This is a genomic window from Ensifer sp. NM-2 (genome assembly GCF_003024455.1).
In the GTDB taxonomy this organism is placed as follows: domain Bacteria; phylum Pseudomonadota; class Alphaproteobacteria; order Rhizobiales; family Rhizobiaceae; genus Ensifer; species Ensifer canadensis.
Map to the genome: position 1 here is coordinate 1 of NZ_PVZR01000034.1, position 15,271 is coordinate 15,271.

12 protein-coding genes and 1 pseudogene are annotated in these 15,271 nt (G+C 61.4%); 7 read left to right on the forward strand and 6 right to left on the reverse strand.

Features of this window, described 5'->3' with window-relative positions; genetic code table 11:
* Positions 1 to 226: pseudogene (locus C6558_RS35905) on the reverse strand (glutamine--fructose-6-phosphate aminotransferase); the annotation flags it as partial.
* Positions 227 to 372: 146 nt separating this feature from the next.
* Positions 373 to 1,743 carry a bifunctional UDP-N-acetylglucosamine diphosphorylase/glucosamine-1-phosphate N-acetyltransferase GlmU gene (gene glmU / locus C6558_RS35910; RefSeq protein ID WP_025427004.1) on the reverse strand — a complete coding sequence of 457 codons (1,371 nt, stop codon included), beginning with the start codon at positions 1,741 to 1,743 and terminating at the stop codon, positions 373 to 375.
* 205 nt (positions 1,744 to 1,948) lie between these two features.
* On the opposite strand from glmU, the gene C6558_RS35915 reads away from it, so the two are divergent.
* Positions 1,949 to 3,712, forward strand: coding sequence for a hypothetical protein (locus C6558_RS35915; protein WP_025427003.1), 1,764 nt, complete (start codon positions 1,949 to 1,951; stop codon positions 3,710 to 3,712).
* Between the two features lie 3 nt (positions 3,713 to 3,715).
* Here the strand turns inward: C6558_RS35915 and C6558_RS35920 are convergent, their stop codons facing one another.
* The gene (locus tag C6558_RS35920) at positions 3,716 to 5,362 is read right to left on the reverse strand and encodes a Na/Pi cotransporter family protein (protein ID WP_025427002.1); all 1,647 of its coding nucleotides are present in this window, start codon (positions 5,360 to 5,362) and stop codon (positions 3,716 to 3,718) included.
* A gap of 23 nt (positions 5,363 to 5,385) precedes the next feature.
* Here C6558_RS35920 and C6558_RS35925 point away from each other — a divergent pair, with 23 nt between their 5' ends.
* From C6558_RS35925 to glp, 6 genes are read left to right on the forward strand one after another with little or no spacing between them, the layout of a single operon-like run.
* The gene (locus tag C6558_RS35925) at positions 5,386 to 5,682 is read left to right on the forward strand and encodes a hypothetical protein (RefSeq protein ID WP_057209401.1); all 297 of its coding nucleotides are present in this window, start codon (positions 5,386 to 5,388) and stop codon (positions 5,680 to 5,682) included.
* A gap of 53 nt (positions 5,683 to 5,735) precedes the next feature.
* On the forward strand, positions 5,736 to 7,628 hold the full coding sequence (locus C6558_RS35930) for a peptidylprolyl isomerase (protein ID WP_025427000.1): 1,893 nt from the start codon (positions 5,736 to 5,738) through the stop codon (positions 7,626 to 7,628).
* A 19-nt stretch (positions 7,629 to 7,647) separates the two neighbouring features.
* Positions 7,648 to 8,661, forward strand: coding sequence for an anthranilate phosphoribosyltransferase (gene trpD / locus C6558_RS35935; RefSeq protein WP_025426999.1), 1,014 nt, complete (start codon positions 7,648 to 7,650; stop codon positions 8,659 to 8,661).
* A 31-nt stretch (positions 8,662 to 8,692) separates the two neighbouring features.
* A complete protein-coding gene (gene trpC, locus C6558_RS35940; protein WP_025426998.1) occupies positions 8,693 to 9,508 on the forward strand; it encodes an indole-3-glycerol phosphate synthase TrpC in 816 nt (271 codons plus the stop codon).
* Entirely contained in the window at positions 9,508 to 9,996 is a 489-nt protein-coding gene (gene moaC, locus C6558_RS35945; RefSeq protein ID WP_025426997.1) for a cyclic pyranopterin monophosphate synthase MoaC, read from the forward strand. The genes trpC and moaC overlap by 1 nt, the downstream gene beginning before the upstream one ends.
* Before the next feature lie 6 nt (positions 9,997 to 10,002).
* Positions 10,003 to 11,214 (forward strand): gephyrin-like molybdotransferase Glp, encoded by a 1,212-nt coding sequence (glp, locus tag C6558_RS35950; protein WP_057209404.1) that lies wholly within the window; start codon positions 10,003 to 10,005, stop codon positions 11,212 to 11,214.
* Between the two features lie 428 nt (positions 11,215 to 11,642).
* Here the strand turns inward: glp and C6558_RS35955 are convergent, their stop codons facing one another.
* The 3 genes from C6558_RS35955 to C6558_RS35965 all read right to left on the reverse strand — a co-directional run bounded on the left by C6558_RS35955 (position 11,643) and on the right by C6558_RS35965 (position 15,248).
* Positions 11,643 to 12,935: a hemolysin family protein gene (locus C6558_RS35955; RefSeq protein ID WP_107028560.1), complete on the reverse strand. Its 1,293-nt coding sequence runs from the start codon at positions 12,933 to 12,935 to the stop codon at positions 11,643 to 11,645.
* Between the two features lie 177 nt (positions 12,936 to 13,112).
* The gene (locus C6558_RS35960; protein WP_025426995.1) at positions 13,113 to 13,859 is read right to left on the reverse strand and encodes a FadR/GntR family transcriptional regulator; all 747 of its coding nucleotides are present in this window, start codon (positions 13,857 to 13,859) and stop codon (positions 13,113 to 13,115) included.
* Positions 13,860 to 14,177: 318 nt separating this feature from the next.
* Positions 14,178 to 15,248 carry a BMP family ABC transporter substrate-binding protein gene (locus C6558_RS35965; RefSeq protein ID WP_025426994.1) on the reverse strand — a complete coding sequence of 357 codons (1,071 nt, stop codon included), beginning with the start codon at positions 15,246 to 15,248 and terminating at the stop codon, positions 14,178 to 14,180.
* Positions 15,249 to 15,271 lie beyond the last annotated feature (23 nt).

Here is a 15,271-nt window from a genome sequence, read left to right on the forward strand (position 1 = left end):
TCGCCCAGCGGGTGTGGGCGATGCCGATCATGCCGGCCAGCGGCTCCTCGCGCAGCCGGGCCTCCAGATTGACCAGCTTGCCTTCCGCCCGGCGGCGCTCAAGCGTACCGGCATTGATGGTCGCAACGCCGGCCGAATCGTAGCCACGGTACTCCAGGCGCTTCAACGCATCGACAAGTCGCTCCGAGACCGGCTGGTTTCCAACGATGCCAACAATTCCGCACATAGTCGTCTCCAAATTCGTCCCGCGCCGTTTCGACGCCCCAATCGACAGCGCGGAAGTCCCGCCCGGCGCGTTGCCTTGGTAACGCATTTGCCGGACGAGGCAATCCGCCCCCGATTTCACTTTCGGTTTCAGTATTTAACGCGAACCTACTCGGCTGCCTTGGCCGCCTTTTTCGCGGCCTTCTGTGCCTCGTAGCGTTCGCGCAGGATACGCGCCCTGCCCGGCTTGATCTCCTGTCGTGCGCGGCCGAAGGCCACGGCATCGGCCGGCACATCCTCGGTGATGACACTGCCGGAAGCAACCAGCGCTCCGTCACCGATCGTCACCGGTGCAACCAGCGAGGAATTCGAGCCGACGAAGGCATTCTCGCCGATGCGGGTCTCGTGCTTGTTCACGCCATCATAATTGCAGGTGATCGTGCCTGCACCGATGTTGGACCCGGCCCCGACGAAGGCATCGCCGATATAGGTCAGATGGTTGACCTTGGCGCCGGCGCCGATTTCCGCCTTCTTGACCTCGCAGAAATTGCCGACCTTCGACTTTTCGCCGAGATCAGCCCCGGGGCGCAGACGTGCATAGGGTCCGACCGTTGCGCCGGCGCGCACCGTCGCTCCCTCGATATGCGAGAACGCATGGATGATGGCGCCGCTCTCGACGCGAACGCCCGGGCCAAACACGACATTCGGCTCGATCAGCACGTCCTGCTGCAGTTCCGTGTCCCAGGCGAGGAAAACGGTCTCCGGCGCGATCATCGACACACCGGACAGCATCAGCTCATGCCGGCGGCGCTGCTGCCAGAGCCGCTCGATATAGGCGAGTTCCGCCCGGGTGTTGCAGCCGGTCAGCTCTTCCTCTGGCGCCTCGACGGCGATGGCGCGGCCGCCGATCGCCCGCACGATCTCGACGAGGTCGGTCAGGTAGTACTCGCCCTTGACGTTGGCATTGCCAATACGATCGAGCAGATCGAGCGCCTTGTGCCCATCGATCGCCATCAGGCCGCCATTGCAATAGGTGATGCGGCGTTCTTCTTCGGTTGCGTCCTTGTGCTCGCGGATCGCGATCAGCGCGCCGTCCTCGACGATCAGCCGGCCATAGCCCGAAGGATCGGCGGCCTCAAAGCCGATGACCACCACATCGTTGCCGGCGGCCAGGCCGTCGCGCGCCGCCTTGAGAGGCTCAGGCGTGATCAGCGGCGTATCGCCAAAAACCACCAGGATGTCATCAAACCCCTTTGATATCGCCTCGCGCGCCGCCAAAACCGCATGTCCCGTTCCGAGCCGCTCCTTTTGCAGGAACGAAGCGATCGATACGCCGTCGATGCCGGCAGCACCTGAAACAGTTTCGGCGTCGCGCCCGACGACGAGAGCGACGTCGGAGATCGATGCACTCGACAGGGCGGCAACCACATGGGCGATCATCGGCCGGCCGGCCACCGGATGCAGCACCTTCGACATCGACGATTTCATCCGCGTGCTTTCACCCGCAGCCAGAACAATCGCCAGGCAACTCCGTTCCATCCAATGATCTCCTTGGTCTTTTTCTTGAGAACCAGATCCGGTCGCCCGATTCGGCCCCTTCCTATCAGCAACATATTGCGGGAAGCATAATTCACACAATCACGTCACGTTAACCCGCTTAAAACCCGATGATGGCATAAGGAGAAGCGGAGCCTGCCTCGGCAACCCATGCGCGTGCCTCGCTCCCCCGGGGAGAGAAGCAGTAATGCATGCCAGCACCGATCTCGACGCAGCGGCAAAGCCGTTCAACATTGCTCGGGCTGCAATCCGGTCGCCGCTTGCAGCGCTCGTTCTGGCGCTCATCCTCCTGTCGCTGCTTCTCACGGTCACGATCCCGCAGCCGATCGGCCCGATGTTCTGGGATCATTATCTTTATCTCGACGCCGCCAATCGCCTTGCTGACGCGCAGATCCCCTCGGTCGACTTCTTCGCACCGGTCGGGGCGCTCGGCTACTATCTCTTTGCAATCTTGCTGTCGGTTTTCCCGAACGGCCATCCCTTGCTGCTGGCCAGCTGGTGCCTTCTCATCGTCACCGGGCCATTGATCGGCCTGGTGGTGCTCGACATCCAAAAGCGTTCGCGCGCGCTGGCCTACACCATCCTGTTGCCGTTCCTTCTCTTTTCCATTCTCCCGTTCAACACCGGCGACTTCTACCCCTATCCGGGATCCGACGGCTTCGGCATCTACAACCGTCAGGTCTGCCAACTGCTTTACGTGCTCGCAGCGGCGCTGATCTATGTCCGCAATCCACGTACCCTCGCTGTTGTTGCCGCGGGAGCGATGATCGCACTTTTTTTCGTGAAGATCACCGGCGCAATCGCCGGTGTCATCCTGTGCTTGATGGCATTCGCGGCCGGACGGCTCGGCCTGCGCTCGGCGGTCACCGCGGCCCTGATCTTCTTCGGCATTCTTGCCGCTATCGAACTGTCGCTCGGCGCGGTATCGGCCTATGTCGCCGACATTCTGGCTTTGGTCGACGTCAATGACGGGATCCTGTTGGCGCGCCTGCTTCAGGCTGCATCGCTCAACGCCGGACTGCTTCTGCCCGCAGGCATTCTCTGCCTCGCCCTCTTCTTTTCCGCGTTGCCGGCCTATTCCATGTCAATGCGGGACGCTTGCCGACGGCCTTCGATCGCTGCCATTCGCAAAGTCTTCGATCAGAATTTCTTGTGGCTCGGTGCCTTTGTCGTTGCCGGCATCCTGTTTGAGAGCCAGAACACCGGCAGCCAGGCCTTCATCTTCCTCTACCCGCTGCTTCTCAAGATCACACTCGATTGTGTCGCGAATGGCTCATCCAGGCGGCAGACCATTGCGGTTTTTATCCTCGCCATCGCGGCGGCGCTGCCACCTATGACAACTGTCGTCCAGAAGAGCGCGCGCGCGTGGATCGGCGCCGTCAACAATATCCGGATCGAGAGCCGCAATCTGAAAACCATGGGGGCTGTCAATGTCCGCCCGATCCTCTCGCTGCGGGCCGAACGGATGCGAGACACCTATCTTGCCGAGCCAGGCGCCTTTGAGGCACTGGCCGACATGGGCGAATTGCCGTCATTCCTGCTTTACAGCGATTTCGACTTCCAGACCGGCTGGCTGACGAATGTCGATGATGCCATCGATGCATTGCGTACCTATGAGCACGCCAATGGCGTTCGCTTCGACACGATCCTCAATATCGATTTCGCCAATCCGTTTCCGTGGCTGATGGATCGCCACGCGCCGAAACGCGTCGCCATCGGCGCAGATCCGTTCCGCGCAATCCCGCCACCGGACTTGGAGGTGCGCGCGGCAGTCGCTGCCGTGGACATCGCACTCGTGCCGACCTGCCCGAGCACAAACGTCAACAGGACGCTGCTGTCGCTCTACCTGCCGAGCCTCGAGGCTGGCCACACGCGCATCACGCTGACGCCATGCTACGACGCATTCGTCCGCAACGGCCTGCGCCCCGGCGAAACGGCCGCCGGTTCATAACGATCACGCCTGCGGCCTCAGTCTGCTCTCGGTCAGAAGCCCGCTTTCCTCCAGGATGGGATAGGCGACCGAGGCTATATGGGCGTTGATGCGCTTCAAATCACGCAGCATGTCGAGATGCAGCGAGCTGGTCTGAAGACTTTCCAGCAGTCCGTCCCGCAGCCGCTCGATATGCCGTTCGGCCGACCGCTTCTCCATGTGGCGGACATTGACCTTTACCTCGATCAATTGCCGGGCGAGATCGGCGTTGCGGGTGACGAAAATGGTCTGAGCAACCCTGAGATTGTCGATCGTCAGGTTGAAGAGGCTCTTCAGCTCCTGATAGCCGTCCTCGGAGAATTTCAGGCCGTTGTTGACCTTCTTGCCGATTTGCTCACAGAGCCCCTTCTCGATGATATCGCCCATATGCTCGAGGTTGATGGCGTAGTCGATGATAACGATCGAGCGGCGGCCATCTTCCGGGCTCAGGCCATCGCGCCCCAGGCGCGATAGGAAAATCTTCACTTCCTGCTGCAGCAGATCGACCTGCTTTTCGAACTTGCCGACATCGCGGATCTCGGACAGATCGTTGTTGTTGAAGGCGGTCTGGGCGCGGATCAGCATCATCTCGATCAGGTCGCCGACCCGCAGCACTTCACGCGTCGCGCCTGAAAGCGCCATGACCGGCGTATGGAGCACGTTCTCGTCGAGGTAGCGCGGCCCGGTTTCGTCCGTTTCGTTATCGGGGATGAAGCGGATCATCAGCCGCGACAGCAGGCCGGCAAACGGCCAGGCAAGGATCGCCACGGCTAGATTGAATGCCAGGTGGATGTCCACCGGCAGGTTCTGCTTCGGCAAAGGCAGGCTTTGCAAGAGCTCGACGCTGACACCGGTCAGAGGCAGCGCGATCAGACATCCGATGGCGCGGACCACGAGATTGCCGAGCGTGACCCGTCGTGCTGACGGCGCCGAAGACAGCGTCGCCATGACAGGCGGGATCGCCCCGCCAAGATTGGCGCCGAGCACCAGCGCAACCGTCAAGCCGACGGAGAGAATGCCGGCCGTAGAAAGGGAAAGCACCAGCATCACCACGGCAAGGCTGGAGGACGAGGCGAAGGCAAGGCCCGCGGAGATGATCAATGCCACAGGCCAGGCGCTATCGAGCATGCCGAGAAACGCGGCCAGCGCCTCGGATTCGCGCATCGGCTCGGTCGCCAGGCCAAGCAGATGCAGCGACAGCAACATCAGGCCAATCCCGACAAAGGCCGCACCAAGACCCTGCCGGGCGTTCGAGCGGCTGACGCGATGCAGCACGACGCCCACCAGAATGATCATCGGCGACAGCCATTCGATGCCGGTGGCGACGATCCAGGCGGTGATCGCCGTGCCGACATTGGCGCCAAGCAACACGATCTGCGCCATGCGCGAGCGAATGAGCCCCTTTTCCACGAAGGATGAGGTCATCAATGCCGTCGCAGTCGAGCTTTGCAGAGCAATCGTGGCGACGAGACCGGTCAGGAACGATCGGGTCGGGCCGCTCGTTCCCTGTGCGAGGCCAGCCCGCAGCTTCGCCCCGAAGGCGCGCGTGACCCCTTCCTTGACCAGGGAAAGGCCGAACAGCAGCAGTGCTACCGCTCCGAACAGGTTGACCATCACGATTGTCGATTGCATGGCATGTCTTTCCGCAGGGCCGCATGAATCGCCTCGCCCCGATACGCGCAACCATAGTTCCTAAGTGTTTTCGATCTCAATCCAACACCGGCAAATTCGTCGTTTTTTCGGTCAAATTTCTGTTGCCGGCTAATAAATCCGACATCCGTTTTGTCAGCAACGTCTTCCCGTCGATGGCCATCGACGTCGCAGACAGCGATCTCGGCTCTCAAATTCGTCAGCGGCCCGAAGTCCCTGCGAATCACATGATTGCCCGCGATCTTCGGCTGGCGCGCAATTTGCGGCATTGCGCCCTTCATTTCCTGTTTCGTTTGTTTTAAGGAACGAACTCGTTTGGCTCACAGCCACCGCACTGCAACGAGGTTTCTGCCCCATGCTCGAATTCCTGAGAAAAGCCGCCCAGACCTGGGTCGTCAAAGGCCTGCTCGTCATTCTCGTGCTGTCTTTCATGGTGTGGGGCGCATCGACATCGATGATCGCGAACCAGTCGGATGCCGTGGTCGTCGTCGGTGACGTCAAGGTCAAGGCTCCGGACTTCCGGCTCGCCTACGAGCGCCAACTTGCGCTCGTTTCCCGCCAGCTCGGCACGCGCCTGACGCCGCAGCAGGCCAAGGCATTCGGCATCGAGCAGCAGGTTTATTCCCAGCTCGTCGCGGGTGCTGCCCTCGATCAGCTAGCCGGCGATATGAACCTTGGCCTTTCGGAAGACCGGCTGGCCAAGCTCATCGCCGAAGACCCGGCTTTCCACAGCGTCAACGGTCAGTTCGACCGCCTGACGTTCTCGAGCGTGCTGCGCAATGCCGGCCTTCGCGAACAGGATTACATCAACAACCGCAGCCAGGTCGCCGTGCGCTCGCAGATCGTCGATGCCCTGTCTGACGGTTATATCGCGCCAAAGGTGCTGAGCGACGCGATCGGCTCCTATCGCCACGAAAAGCGCTCGATCGACTACGTCCTGCTGTCGAACGCCAACATCGATCCGGTAAAGGCACCGGGCGACGACGTTCTCGCCCCCTGGTACGACAGCCGCAAGGCAAACTACCGCGCGCCGGAATACCGCAAGATCACCTACCTGAAGCTTGCACCCGAGGATCTTGCCGATGCGACGGCGGTGGTCGATGCGGACGTTCGTGCCGACTACGACAAGCGCAAGGACAGCTTCCGCACCGAGGCGACGCGCACGATCGAACAGCTCGCCTTCTCCTCGCGTGAGGCGGCAGACGCCGCGGCAGCCAAGCTCGCAGCCGGCACGTCCTACGACGACATCGTGAAAGCCGAAGGCAAGACGTCTGCCGACGTTCTGCTGGGTGACTTCACCACCGCAAGCGCTCCGGACGCAAAGATCGGCGAAGCCGCGTTTGCGATTGCTGCCGATGGCGGCACGTCGCCCGTTATCGATGGTGCCTTCGGACCGGTGATCCTGCGCGTGACGAACATCCGCCCGGAGACGGTTCGCAGCTTCGACGAGGTCAAGGAAGAACTCCGCAAGGAGATTGCCCTCTCCAACGCGCAGAACGAGATCATCGGCCTTCATGACAAGATCGAGGACGAGCGCGCGACCGGTGCTTCGCTCAAGGACATCGCCGAACTGCTCAAGCTGAAGGTCGCGACCGTCGACGGCATCGATGCGACCGGCAAGGACATGAATGGCGATGAAGTCGCCGGCCTGCCGGAGCCGAAGGCTCTGCTGCCGGACGCCTTCAAGGCTGAAGTAGGCGGAGAAACCCTGCCTGTTAACATCGGCCGCGACGGCTACGTCTGGTTCGACCTCGACGAAGTGGTTCCGGCTCGCGACCGCACGCTCGACGAAGCACGTGACGAAGTCGCCGCAGACTGGACTGCAGAACAGCAGCGCACGGCTCTCGCCACCAAGGCGACCGAACTGAAGCAGCGGATCGAAAAAGGCGCGACGCTCGCCGATATCGCAACCGAGCTTGGCCTTGCCGTCGAAACAAAGACGGGATTGACCCGGTCGACGTCTGATGCGGCGCTGAGCCCGGCCGCCGTCGCTGCTGCCTTCAGCGGCCCGGACGGCCACGTCGCCAATGCCGCCGGTATCGGTGGCGATGGTCAGATCCTGCTGCGGGTCACCTCGATCGAGAACAACGGCCCGACCGATGCCCTGGAAGACGACAGCCGTCAGATCCAGGCCATGGCCCGTGCCAGCGGCGACGACATTCTCGACCAAATGGTATCGACCCTGCAGTCGGCCTACGGTGTTTCGATCAATCAGACGCTTGCCGAAACGGCTTTGGCACAGAGATAAGCGGCAAGGAAAGCAACCGATGAGTGATCTGAAACCGTTCGTCGCCAAAGTCGCCGCCGGCGAGGCTCTCAACCGCGAAGACGCACGAGCGGCTTTCGAGATCATCATGTCGGGTGCGGCCACGCCATCGCAGATCGGCGGCTTCCTGATGGCCCTGCGCGTCCGTGGCGAAACTGTCGACGAGATCGTCGGCGCCGTTGCCGCCATGCGCGGCCGCATGCTCCCCGTCGACGCGCCGGCCGATGCTGTCGACATCGTCGGGACCGGCGGTGATGGCGCCGGTACCTACAATATCTCGACACTCGCCTCGCTGATCGTTGCGGGCGCGGGTGTCCCGGTCGCCAAGCATGGCAACCGTGCGCTGAGCTCCAAGTCCGGCACGGCCGATGCCCTGTCCTGCCTCGGCGTCAAGCTCGATATCGGCCCCGAGGCGATTTCACGCTGCATCAGGGAAGCCGGTGTCGGCTTCATGTTCGCCCAGCAGCACCATTCCGCCATGCGCCACGTCGGCCCGACGCGTGTCGAGCTCGGCACACGCACGATCTTCAACCTGCTCGGCCCGCTATCCAATCCTGCCGGCGTCAAGCGGCAACTTGTCGGCGTCTACGCACCGCAGTGGGTCCAGCCGCTGGCGGAAGTATTGCGCGACCTCGGCTCCGAGAATGTCTGGGTCGTGCATGGCGAAGGCCTCGACGAGATCACGACGACCGGCACGACGCAGGTCGCCGCTCTCGATAACGGCAAGATCACCGCTTTCACCTTGACGCCTGAAGATTTCGGCCTGCCAACGGTCACCCTCGACGCCCTGAAGGGCGGCGATGGCGCACACAATGCCGTTGCGCTCTTGGCCGTCCTCGACGGTGCAGAAAACGCCTACCGGGACATTTCGCTTGCCAATGCGGCTGCATCGCTGATGATTGCCGGCAAGGCCGCAGATCTTGGTCAGGGCATGACGCTCGCCCGCCAGTCGCTTTCCAGCGGTGGCGCCAAGGCGGCACTGCAGCGCCTGATCAGCGTTTCGAACGCTGCCTGAGACAACGCTGCTTGAGACAAGGAACCGCGCCATGACCGATATCCTGCGCAAGATCGAAGCCTACAAGCGCGACGAGATCGCTGCGGCCAAATCGCAAACGTCAATCGATGAGCTGAAGGCTCGCATCGCCGATCAATCCGCTCCGCGCGGTTTCCATGCGGCGTTGGCAGCGCGCCAACAGCAAGGCCGCTTCGGCCTGATCGCCGAGATCAAGAAGGCGAGCCCGTCGAAAGGCCTGATTCGACCCGACTTCGATCCACCGGCGCTGGCCAAGGCCTACGAGGCCGGCGGTGCGGCCTGTCTTTCCGTGCTGACGGATGGACCGAGCTTCCAGGGCGCGCCGGCGTTTCTTGAGGCGGCCCGCGCAGCCTGCGTGCTTCCGGCTTTGCGCAAGGACTTCATGTTCGACACCTACCAGGTGTTCGAGGCCCGCGCCTGGGGTGCAGACTGCATCCTGCTGATCATGGCATCGCTCAGCGACGACGATGCCCGGCGTCTGGAAGATTCTGCCTTTTCTCTCGGAATGGATGTACTGATCGAAGTGCATGACGCTGAAGAGATGGAGCGGGCGCTCAAGCTTGCCTCGCCACTTGTTGGCATCAACAATCGCAACCTGAGAACATTCGACGTCGATCTCGCCGTATCCGAGCAACTGGCGTCGATGGTTCCGTCTGATCGGCTGCTCGTCGGCGAGAGCGGTATCTTTACCCATGACGATTGCCAGCGTCTGGAAAGGAGCGGCATCACCACTTTCCTGGTCGGCGAGAGCCTGATGCGCAAGAGCGATGTCGAGACGGCAACACGTGTGCTCCTCACCGGCTCCGAAAGCGTGCTGGCGGCCGAGTGATGGGCAAGACCACACTCACGCATCTCGACAACAGCGGCGAAGCGAACATGGTCGACGTCGGCGCCAAGACCGAAACCGTCCGCATCGCCACTGCGGAGGGTCATGTCCGCATGCGTCCGGAGACACTTGCGCTGATCCTGGAGGGCGATGCCAAGAAGGGCGACGTTATCGGTACGGCGCGGCTGGCCGGCATCATGGCCGCCAAGCAGACGTCGAATCTGATCCCCCTTTGTCATCCGTTGATGCTGACCAAGGTGTCGGTCGACATCACACCCGATCCAGCATTGCCGGGCTTGCGGGTCGAAGCGCTTGCCAAACTGACCGGCAAGACCGGCGTCGAGATGGAAGCGCTGACGGCCGTCAGCATCGCCTGCCTGACGATCTACGACATGGCGAAGGCTGCGGATCGAGAAATGGAAATCGGCGGCATCCAGCTCGTCAGCAAATCCGGTGGACGCTCCGGCGATTATCGGCGCCAGGGAGACTGACCGACGATGTCGTTGCTTTCCGTTGAAGACGCGCTCAACAGGATCCTCGGCAGCGCCAGACCCCGCCACGCAATCGAACATGTGAGCCTGCATGAAGGCCTCGACCGTGTGCTGGCGCAAGATGTAACTGCACGCGTCACCCATCCCGCCTTCGACAATTCAGCGATGGATGGCTATGCGGTTCGCCATGAGGATGTCCACGCCATCGGTGCCGAACTTACGGTCATCGGCCAGTCCGCGGCCGGGCATGGCTTCGATGGCGAGGTAAAGTCCGGGCAGGCTGTCCGCATCTTTACCGGAGCCCCGCTTCCCGCGGGCGCCGATACCGTCATCATCCAAGAAGACACCGAACGGCTTGCCGACAACAAGATCCGCACCTCGTTCGCGCCGGGCAAAGGGCGGCATATCAGACTTTCCGGCCAGGATTTTGCAGCCGGCGAAACGGTGCTGCGCGCGGGAGACGTTCTGGATGCCGGTCGCCTGACGGTCGCCGCCGGCATGAACCATGCGGTGCTGCCAGTGTTCAAGAAACCGACGGTCGCGATCCTTGCAACCGGCGATGAACTGCTGACACCCGGAAGCATACCCGGTGCTGACCAGATCATTGCCTCCAACACATTCGGTGTTGCTGCCATTGCGCGTGACAACGGTGCCGACATCCTCGACCTCGGCATCGTCCCGGACAACCGCCAGGCGATCTCGGCGGCCGTCGAGCGTGCAAGGGCAGCGAGAGCCGATGTGCTCGTGACGCTCGGTGGCGCCTCGGTCGGCGATCATGACCTTGTGCAGTCGACATTGCTTGCGAGCGGGATGACGCTCGATTTCTGGCGGATCGCCATGCGGCCCGGAAAACCACTCATGGTCGGACAGCTCGGCGACATGGCGGTGCTCGGCCTGCCTGGCAATCCTGTATCGAGCCTCGTCTGTGCACTCTTGTTCCTTGAGCCGCTGGTCCGCAAACTGGCGAGACTACCTGATAGAGATCGGCTGACGACGGCCTGCCTCGCCTCGCCGCTGCCTGCCAACGACAAGCGCCAGGATTATGTGCGTGCACGGCTTTCGAGCGATGCGGACGGTTCGCTCGTCGCCCACCCCTTCCCGCGGCAGGACTCGTCGATGATGAAGGTGTTCGCGCAGTCCGATTGTCTGATCGTTCGCGCGCCGAACGCTGAAGAGGCGCCCGCCGGTACACCCTGCGAAATCGTCCGGCTCAGATAGCTTCCGGCGAAATCATCGGGATAAAACAGGCACCCCTTTTGGTCGACCGGACCCGGCGTCAGCAGAAACAAAGAATATTTGCTGTTCCATTGTCATATGCCCGACATGGAGACCCATTAATAACAGGATCATTCAATCATCGCTCAAGGCGGATGACTACGGATGTACTAGCAGGCGCCGTGATGATTTGAGGGAAAGGTCGGGTATTGCCCGACCTTTTGCTTTTCTACGGTTATTTGCTTTCCGGAACGATCATCGTTGCTGCTGCGACGGTGGCAGAGGGGGCGATCAGCGACGCCTACTGCATGTTTCCTAAATCGTATTCGATTTAAGGATAAAACATGACGCAATTCAAAGTGCTACAGCGACCTTTGCGCGCCTAGTAAGACGCGCGGCCCTGTAGGCAGCGTCGCGTCCCCAGCAAGGTTTCAGGCGGCAGTGTTCTCGCAACGGCTGACGAGGATCTTGTCGATGCGGCGGGAATCCATATCGATGACCTCGAAACGGTAACCGTGGGCGATCGCGATGTCGCCCTCTTCCGGCGTCTTGCGCAACTGCTGAACGAGAAAGCCCGCGATCGTTTCAAAATTTCCGTCGGCATCGATGCCTTCGATACCGATGGTCAGGTGGATCTCATCGATCGGCGTGCGTCCGTCGACCAGGTAGGTTCCATCCTCGCGCTGGCGGATCAGTGCGTGCTCGAGATCGTCATAGTTCGACGGCAGCACGCCGACGATCGCCTCTAGAATATCGGCGATGGTGATGATGCCTTCGGTGCTGCCGTATTCGTCGACGATCATCGCCATGTTGATACTCGACGACTTGAAAGCATCGAGCGCCTTCAGGCAGGACGCGGTTTCCGGCAAGGTATGGATCTCGCGCACATACTTGCGAACGTCGAGCGGAACGGACGTCGGGGCATTGAGGATTTCCTTCGCCAGAACCGCGCCAAGCACATCGCCGCTCGGCCCGTCGACCACGGGATAACGGGAGTGGCCGTATTGGCGGATCTTCTCGCCGATGGTCTCCAGGCTGTCGTTGATATCGATGAAGCTCATTTCGGTACGATGCGTCATGATCGATTTCACGTTGCGGTCACCGAGGCGGATGATGCGACGAAGCATCTCGTGCTCCGACTTTTCGATCGCGCCGCTCTCGACGCCTTCCGCCATGATCGCGTGCACTTCCTCTTCGGTAACATGGTCCGGATCATCCGGACGTATGCCCAGCAGCCGCATCATCAACGCGGCCGAGGTCTCGAAGAGATAGACGACCGGCGCCACGATGCGCGAAAGAAGCGTCATCGGCCGCGCCACGAACATCGCGAAGCCCTCGGAGTTCTTCAACGCCAGCTGCTTGGGGATCAACTCGCCGATAACGACGGAGAGGAAGGTGATGAACGTTACCACGATCGCCACCGCCACCGGATGACCGTAGGGGCTGATCCAGGCGATGCTGTCGAAGAAGGGGGCGAACTTGGCCGCGATCGTCGCGCCACCATAGGCGCCGGCGAGCGTGCCGACCAGCGTGATGCCAACCTGAACGGTGGAAAGAAACTTGCCGGGGTCTTCCGCCAGCTTCAGTGCCGCTTCGGCGCGGAGATTTCCCTGTCTTGCCATCTGGCGAAGCAATGGCTTGCTTGCCGAGACGATTGCCATTTCCGAAAGAGCAAAAAATGCGTTGATCAAAAGCAGGACGAAAATGACAAAAAATTCGGACATGGTCTCCAAGTCACCGTTGACGAAAAGTCGCCCAATCGAGAGCGACCGTTCACCAGATAAGGCCAGCAGGCGATCCGAGCAAGCGCAGTTCTCGAAATCCGTGTCACCAAATGCGCTTCGCCCGTATTTCGCGAGGCGAGAGCGGACCGAAACTCGGACACGTCCGACGAAGGTGGCTCAGTTTTCGCCCGACCTGAGGGCGCCGCGCACGCGCTCGCGCCCGATCTTGATGACATTTTCCATCGCTGCGCGCGCGCCCGCTTCGTCGCGCCTGCCGATTTCCTCGACGATGCGGATGTGATTGCGGGCGACCTCGTCGACGCCGCCCTTTTCTTCGACGGGTGAACTCAGTTTGAAAATGCCGACCAGCGCCGCCTCGATCAGCCCACCGACCGTCCGCATGAACGGGTTGCCCGAAGCTTCCGCAATCGACAGATGGAATTTCAGATCGGCAAAGGCGAGGCTCTCGGCAGTATGGCCGGCCTCACCCATGGCGACCGCGAGGCGCATCATGCGGCTGATCTCGGCCTCAGAAGCGTTGCGCGCAGCAAGAGCCGCAGCGTGCGGCTCGAAGGCGAGACGCACTTCGGAGAGGTGGTAGAGGAACTCCTCGTCCACACCACATTCAAAATGCCAGGTCAGGATGTCGTTGTCGAAGAGGTTCCAATCATTTCTGGGCGTGACGCGCGTGCCAATGCGAGCCCGTGGCACGACCAGACCCTTTGCGGCAAGCGTCTTCATCGCTTCGCGAAGAACCGTGCGCGACACCTTAAAGCGCGCTGCAAGCTCCGGATCGCCGGGCAGGATCGACCCGATCGGGAACTCGCCTGAAACGATCGCCTTGCCAAGCTGGTCGACCACATGCGCATGACTGGTGCGCTTCCGCGTCCCGGAAAGGACAGTCTCCAGCAAGCTCCTGTTCAACCCACCTCCTCCAGGCACTCCCTTGCCTGACAGCGCCAAATGCAGCGCCTCAAAATGCCATATCTCGCCGGTCCACCCATCCCCACGAACAGGATGAGCAGGCCCAGGAATGGCCAACCGATTCCTCAAGCATTACACGAAATGCAGCCAAGCTGCACTATGGCTGAAACCGGCCCGCACGACCGTTGATTGCATCAATCTCGGCTGATTGGGTCATGCCGCAATAATGCGCCACCAAGCCTCGGCCCAATATATCGATAACGACAAACCCCGCCGTAACGGCGGGGTTTGAACATTTTCTGCGTTCTTCCGTTGTGCTTACTTCGGCAGCTGGTCGTCGACGCCTTCGACGTAGAAGTTCATGCCGAGCAGTGTGCCGTCATCCGACGATGCGCCTGCGGCCAGCCACTCGCTGCCATCCTGCTTCTTCAGCGGACCGGTGAACGGCTTCAGCTCGCCCGACTTGATCTTGGCTTCCGCTTCTTCGGCCAGCTTCTTCACGTCGTCAGGCATGTTGGTGTAGGGCGCCATAGTCAGGATGCCGTCCTTCAGGCCGTCCCAGCTCGACGTTGTTTCCCATTTGCCGTCGAGGAAAGCCTCGGTGCGCTTGATGTAGTAGGCGCCCCAGGTGTCGACGATCGCGGTCAGCTGGGTCTTCGGGCCGGCAGCGATCATGTCGGATGCCTGGCCAAAGGCCTTGATGCCGCGTTCTGCGGCCACCTGCATCGGCGCCGTCGTATCGGTGTGCTGGGTCAGGATATCGACGCCCTGGTCGACGAGCGCCTTGGCGGCATCGGCTTCCTTGCCCGGGTCAAACCAGGTGTTGGCCCATACGACCTTGATCTTGAAGTCCGGGTTGACCGAGCGCGCGCCGACGACGAAAGCGTTGATGCCCATCACCACTTCGGGGATCGGGAACGAGGCGATGTAACCGGCAACCCCCTTCTCGGACATCTTGGCAGCGATCACGCCCTGGATGTAGCGGCCCTCGTAGAAGCGGCTGTTATAGGTCGCCACATTCGGGGCGGTCTTGTAGCCGGTGGCGTGCTCGAACTTCACGTCCGGGAACTTCTGGGCGATCTTGATCGTCGCATCCATAAAGCCGAAGGACGTCGTGAAAATCAGGCCGCAGCCGGAACGTGCCATGCGCTCGATCGCGCGCTCGGCATCCGGGCCTTCCGGCACACTTTCGAGGAATTGCGTCTCGATCTTGTCACCGAGCTTCTTTTCCAGTTCCAGGCGACCGATATCGTGTGCCTGGGTCCAGCCGCCGTCGGTCTTGGAACCGACATAGACGAAGCAGACCTTCGCCTTGTCCTGAGCGGCAGCGGCGCTGGCAAAGCCGATGACGGCAGCGGTACTTGCGAGAGCGAGCAGTAGTTTTTTCATTTTCTTGACCTCTGTCGGTTTGA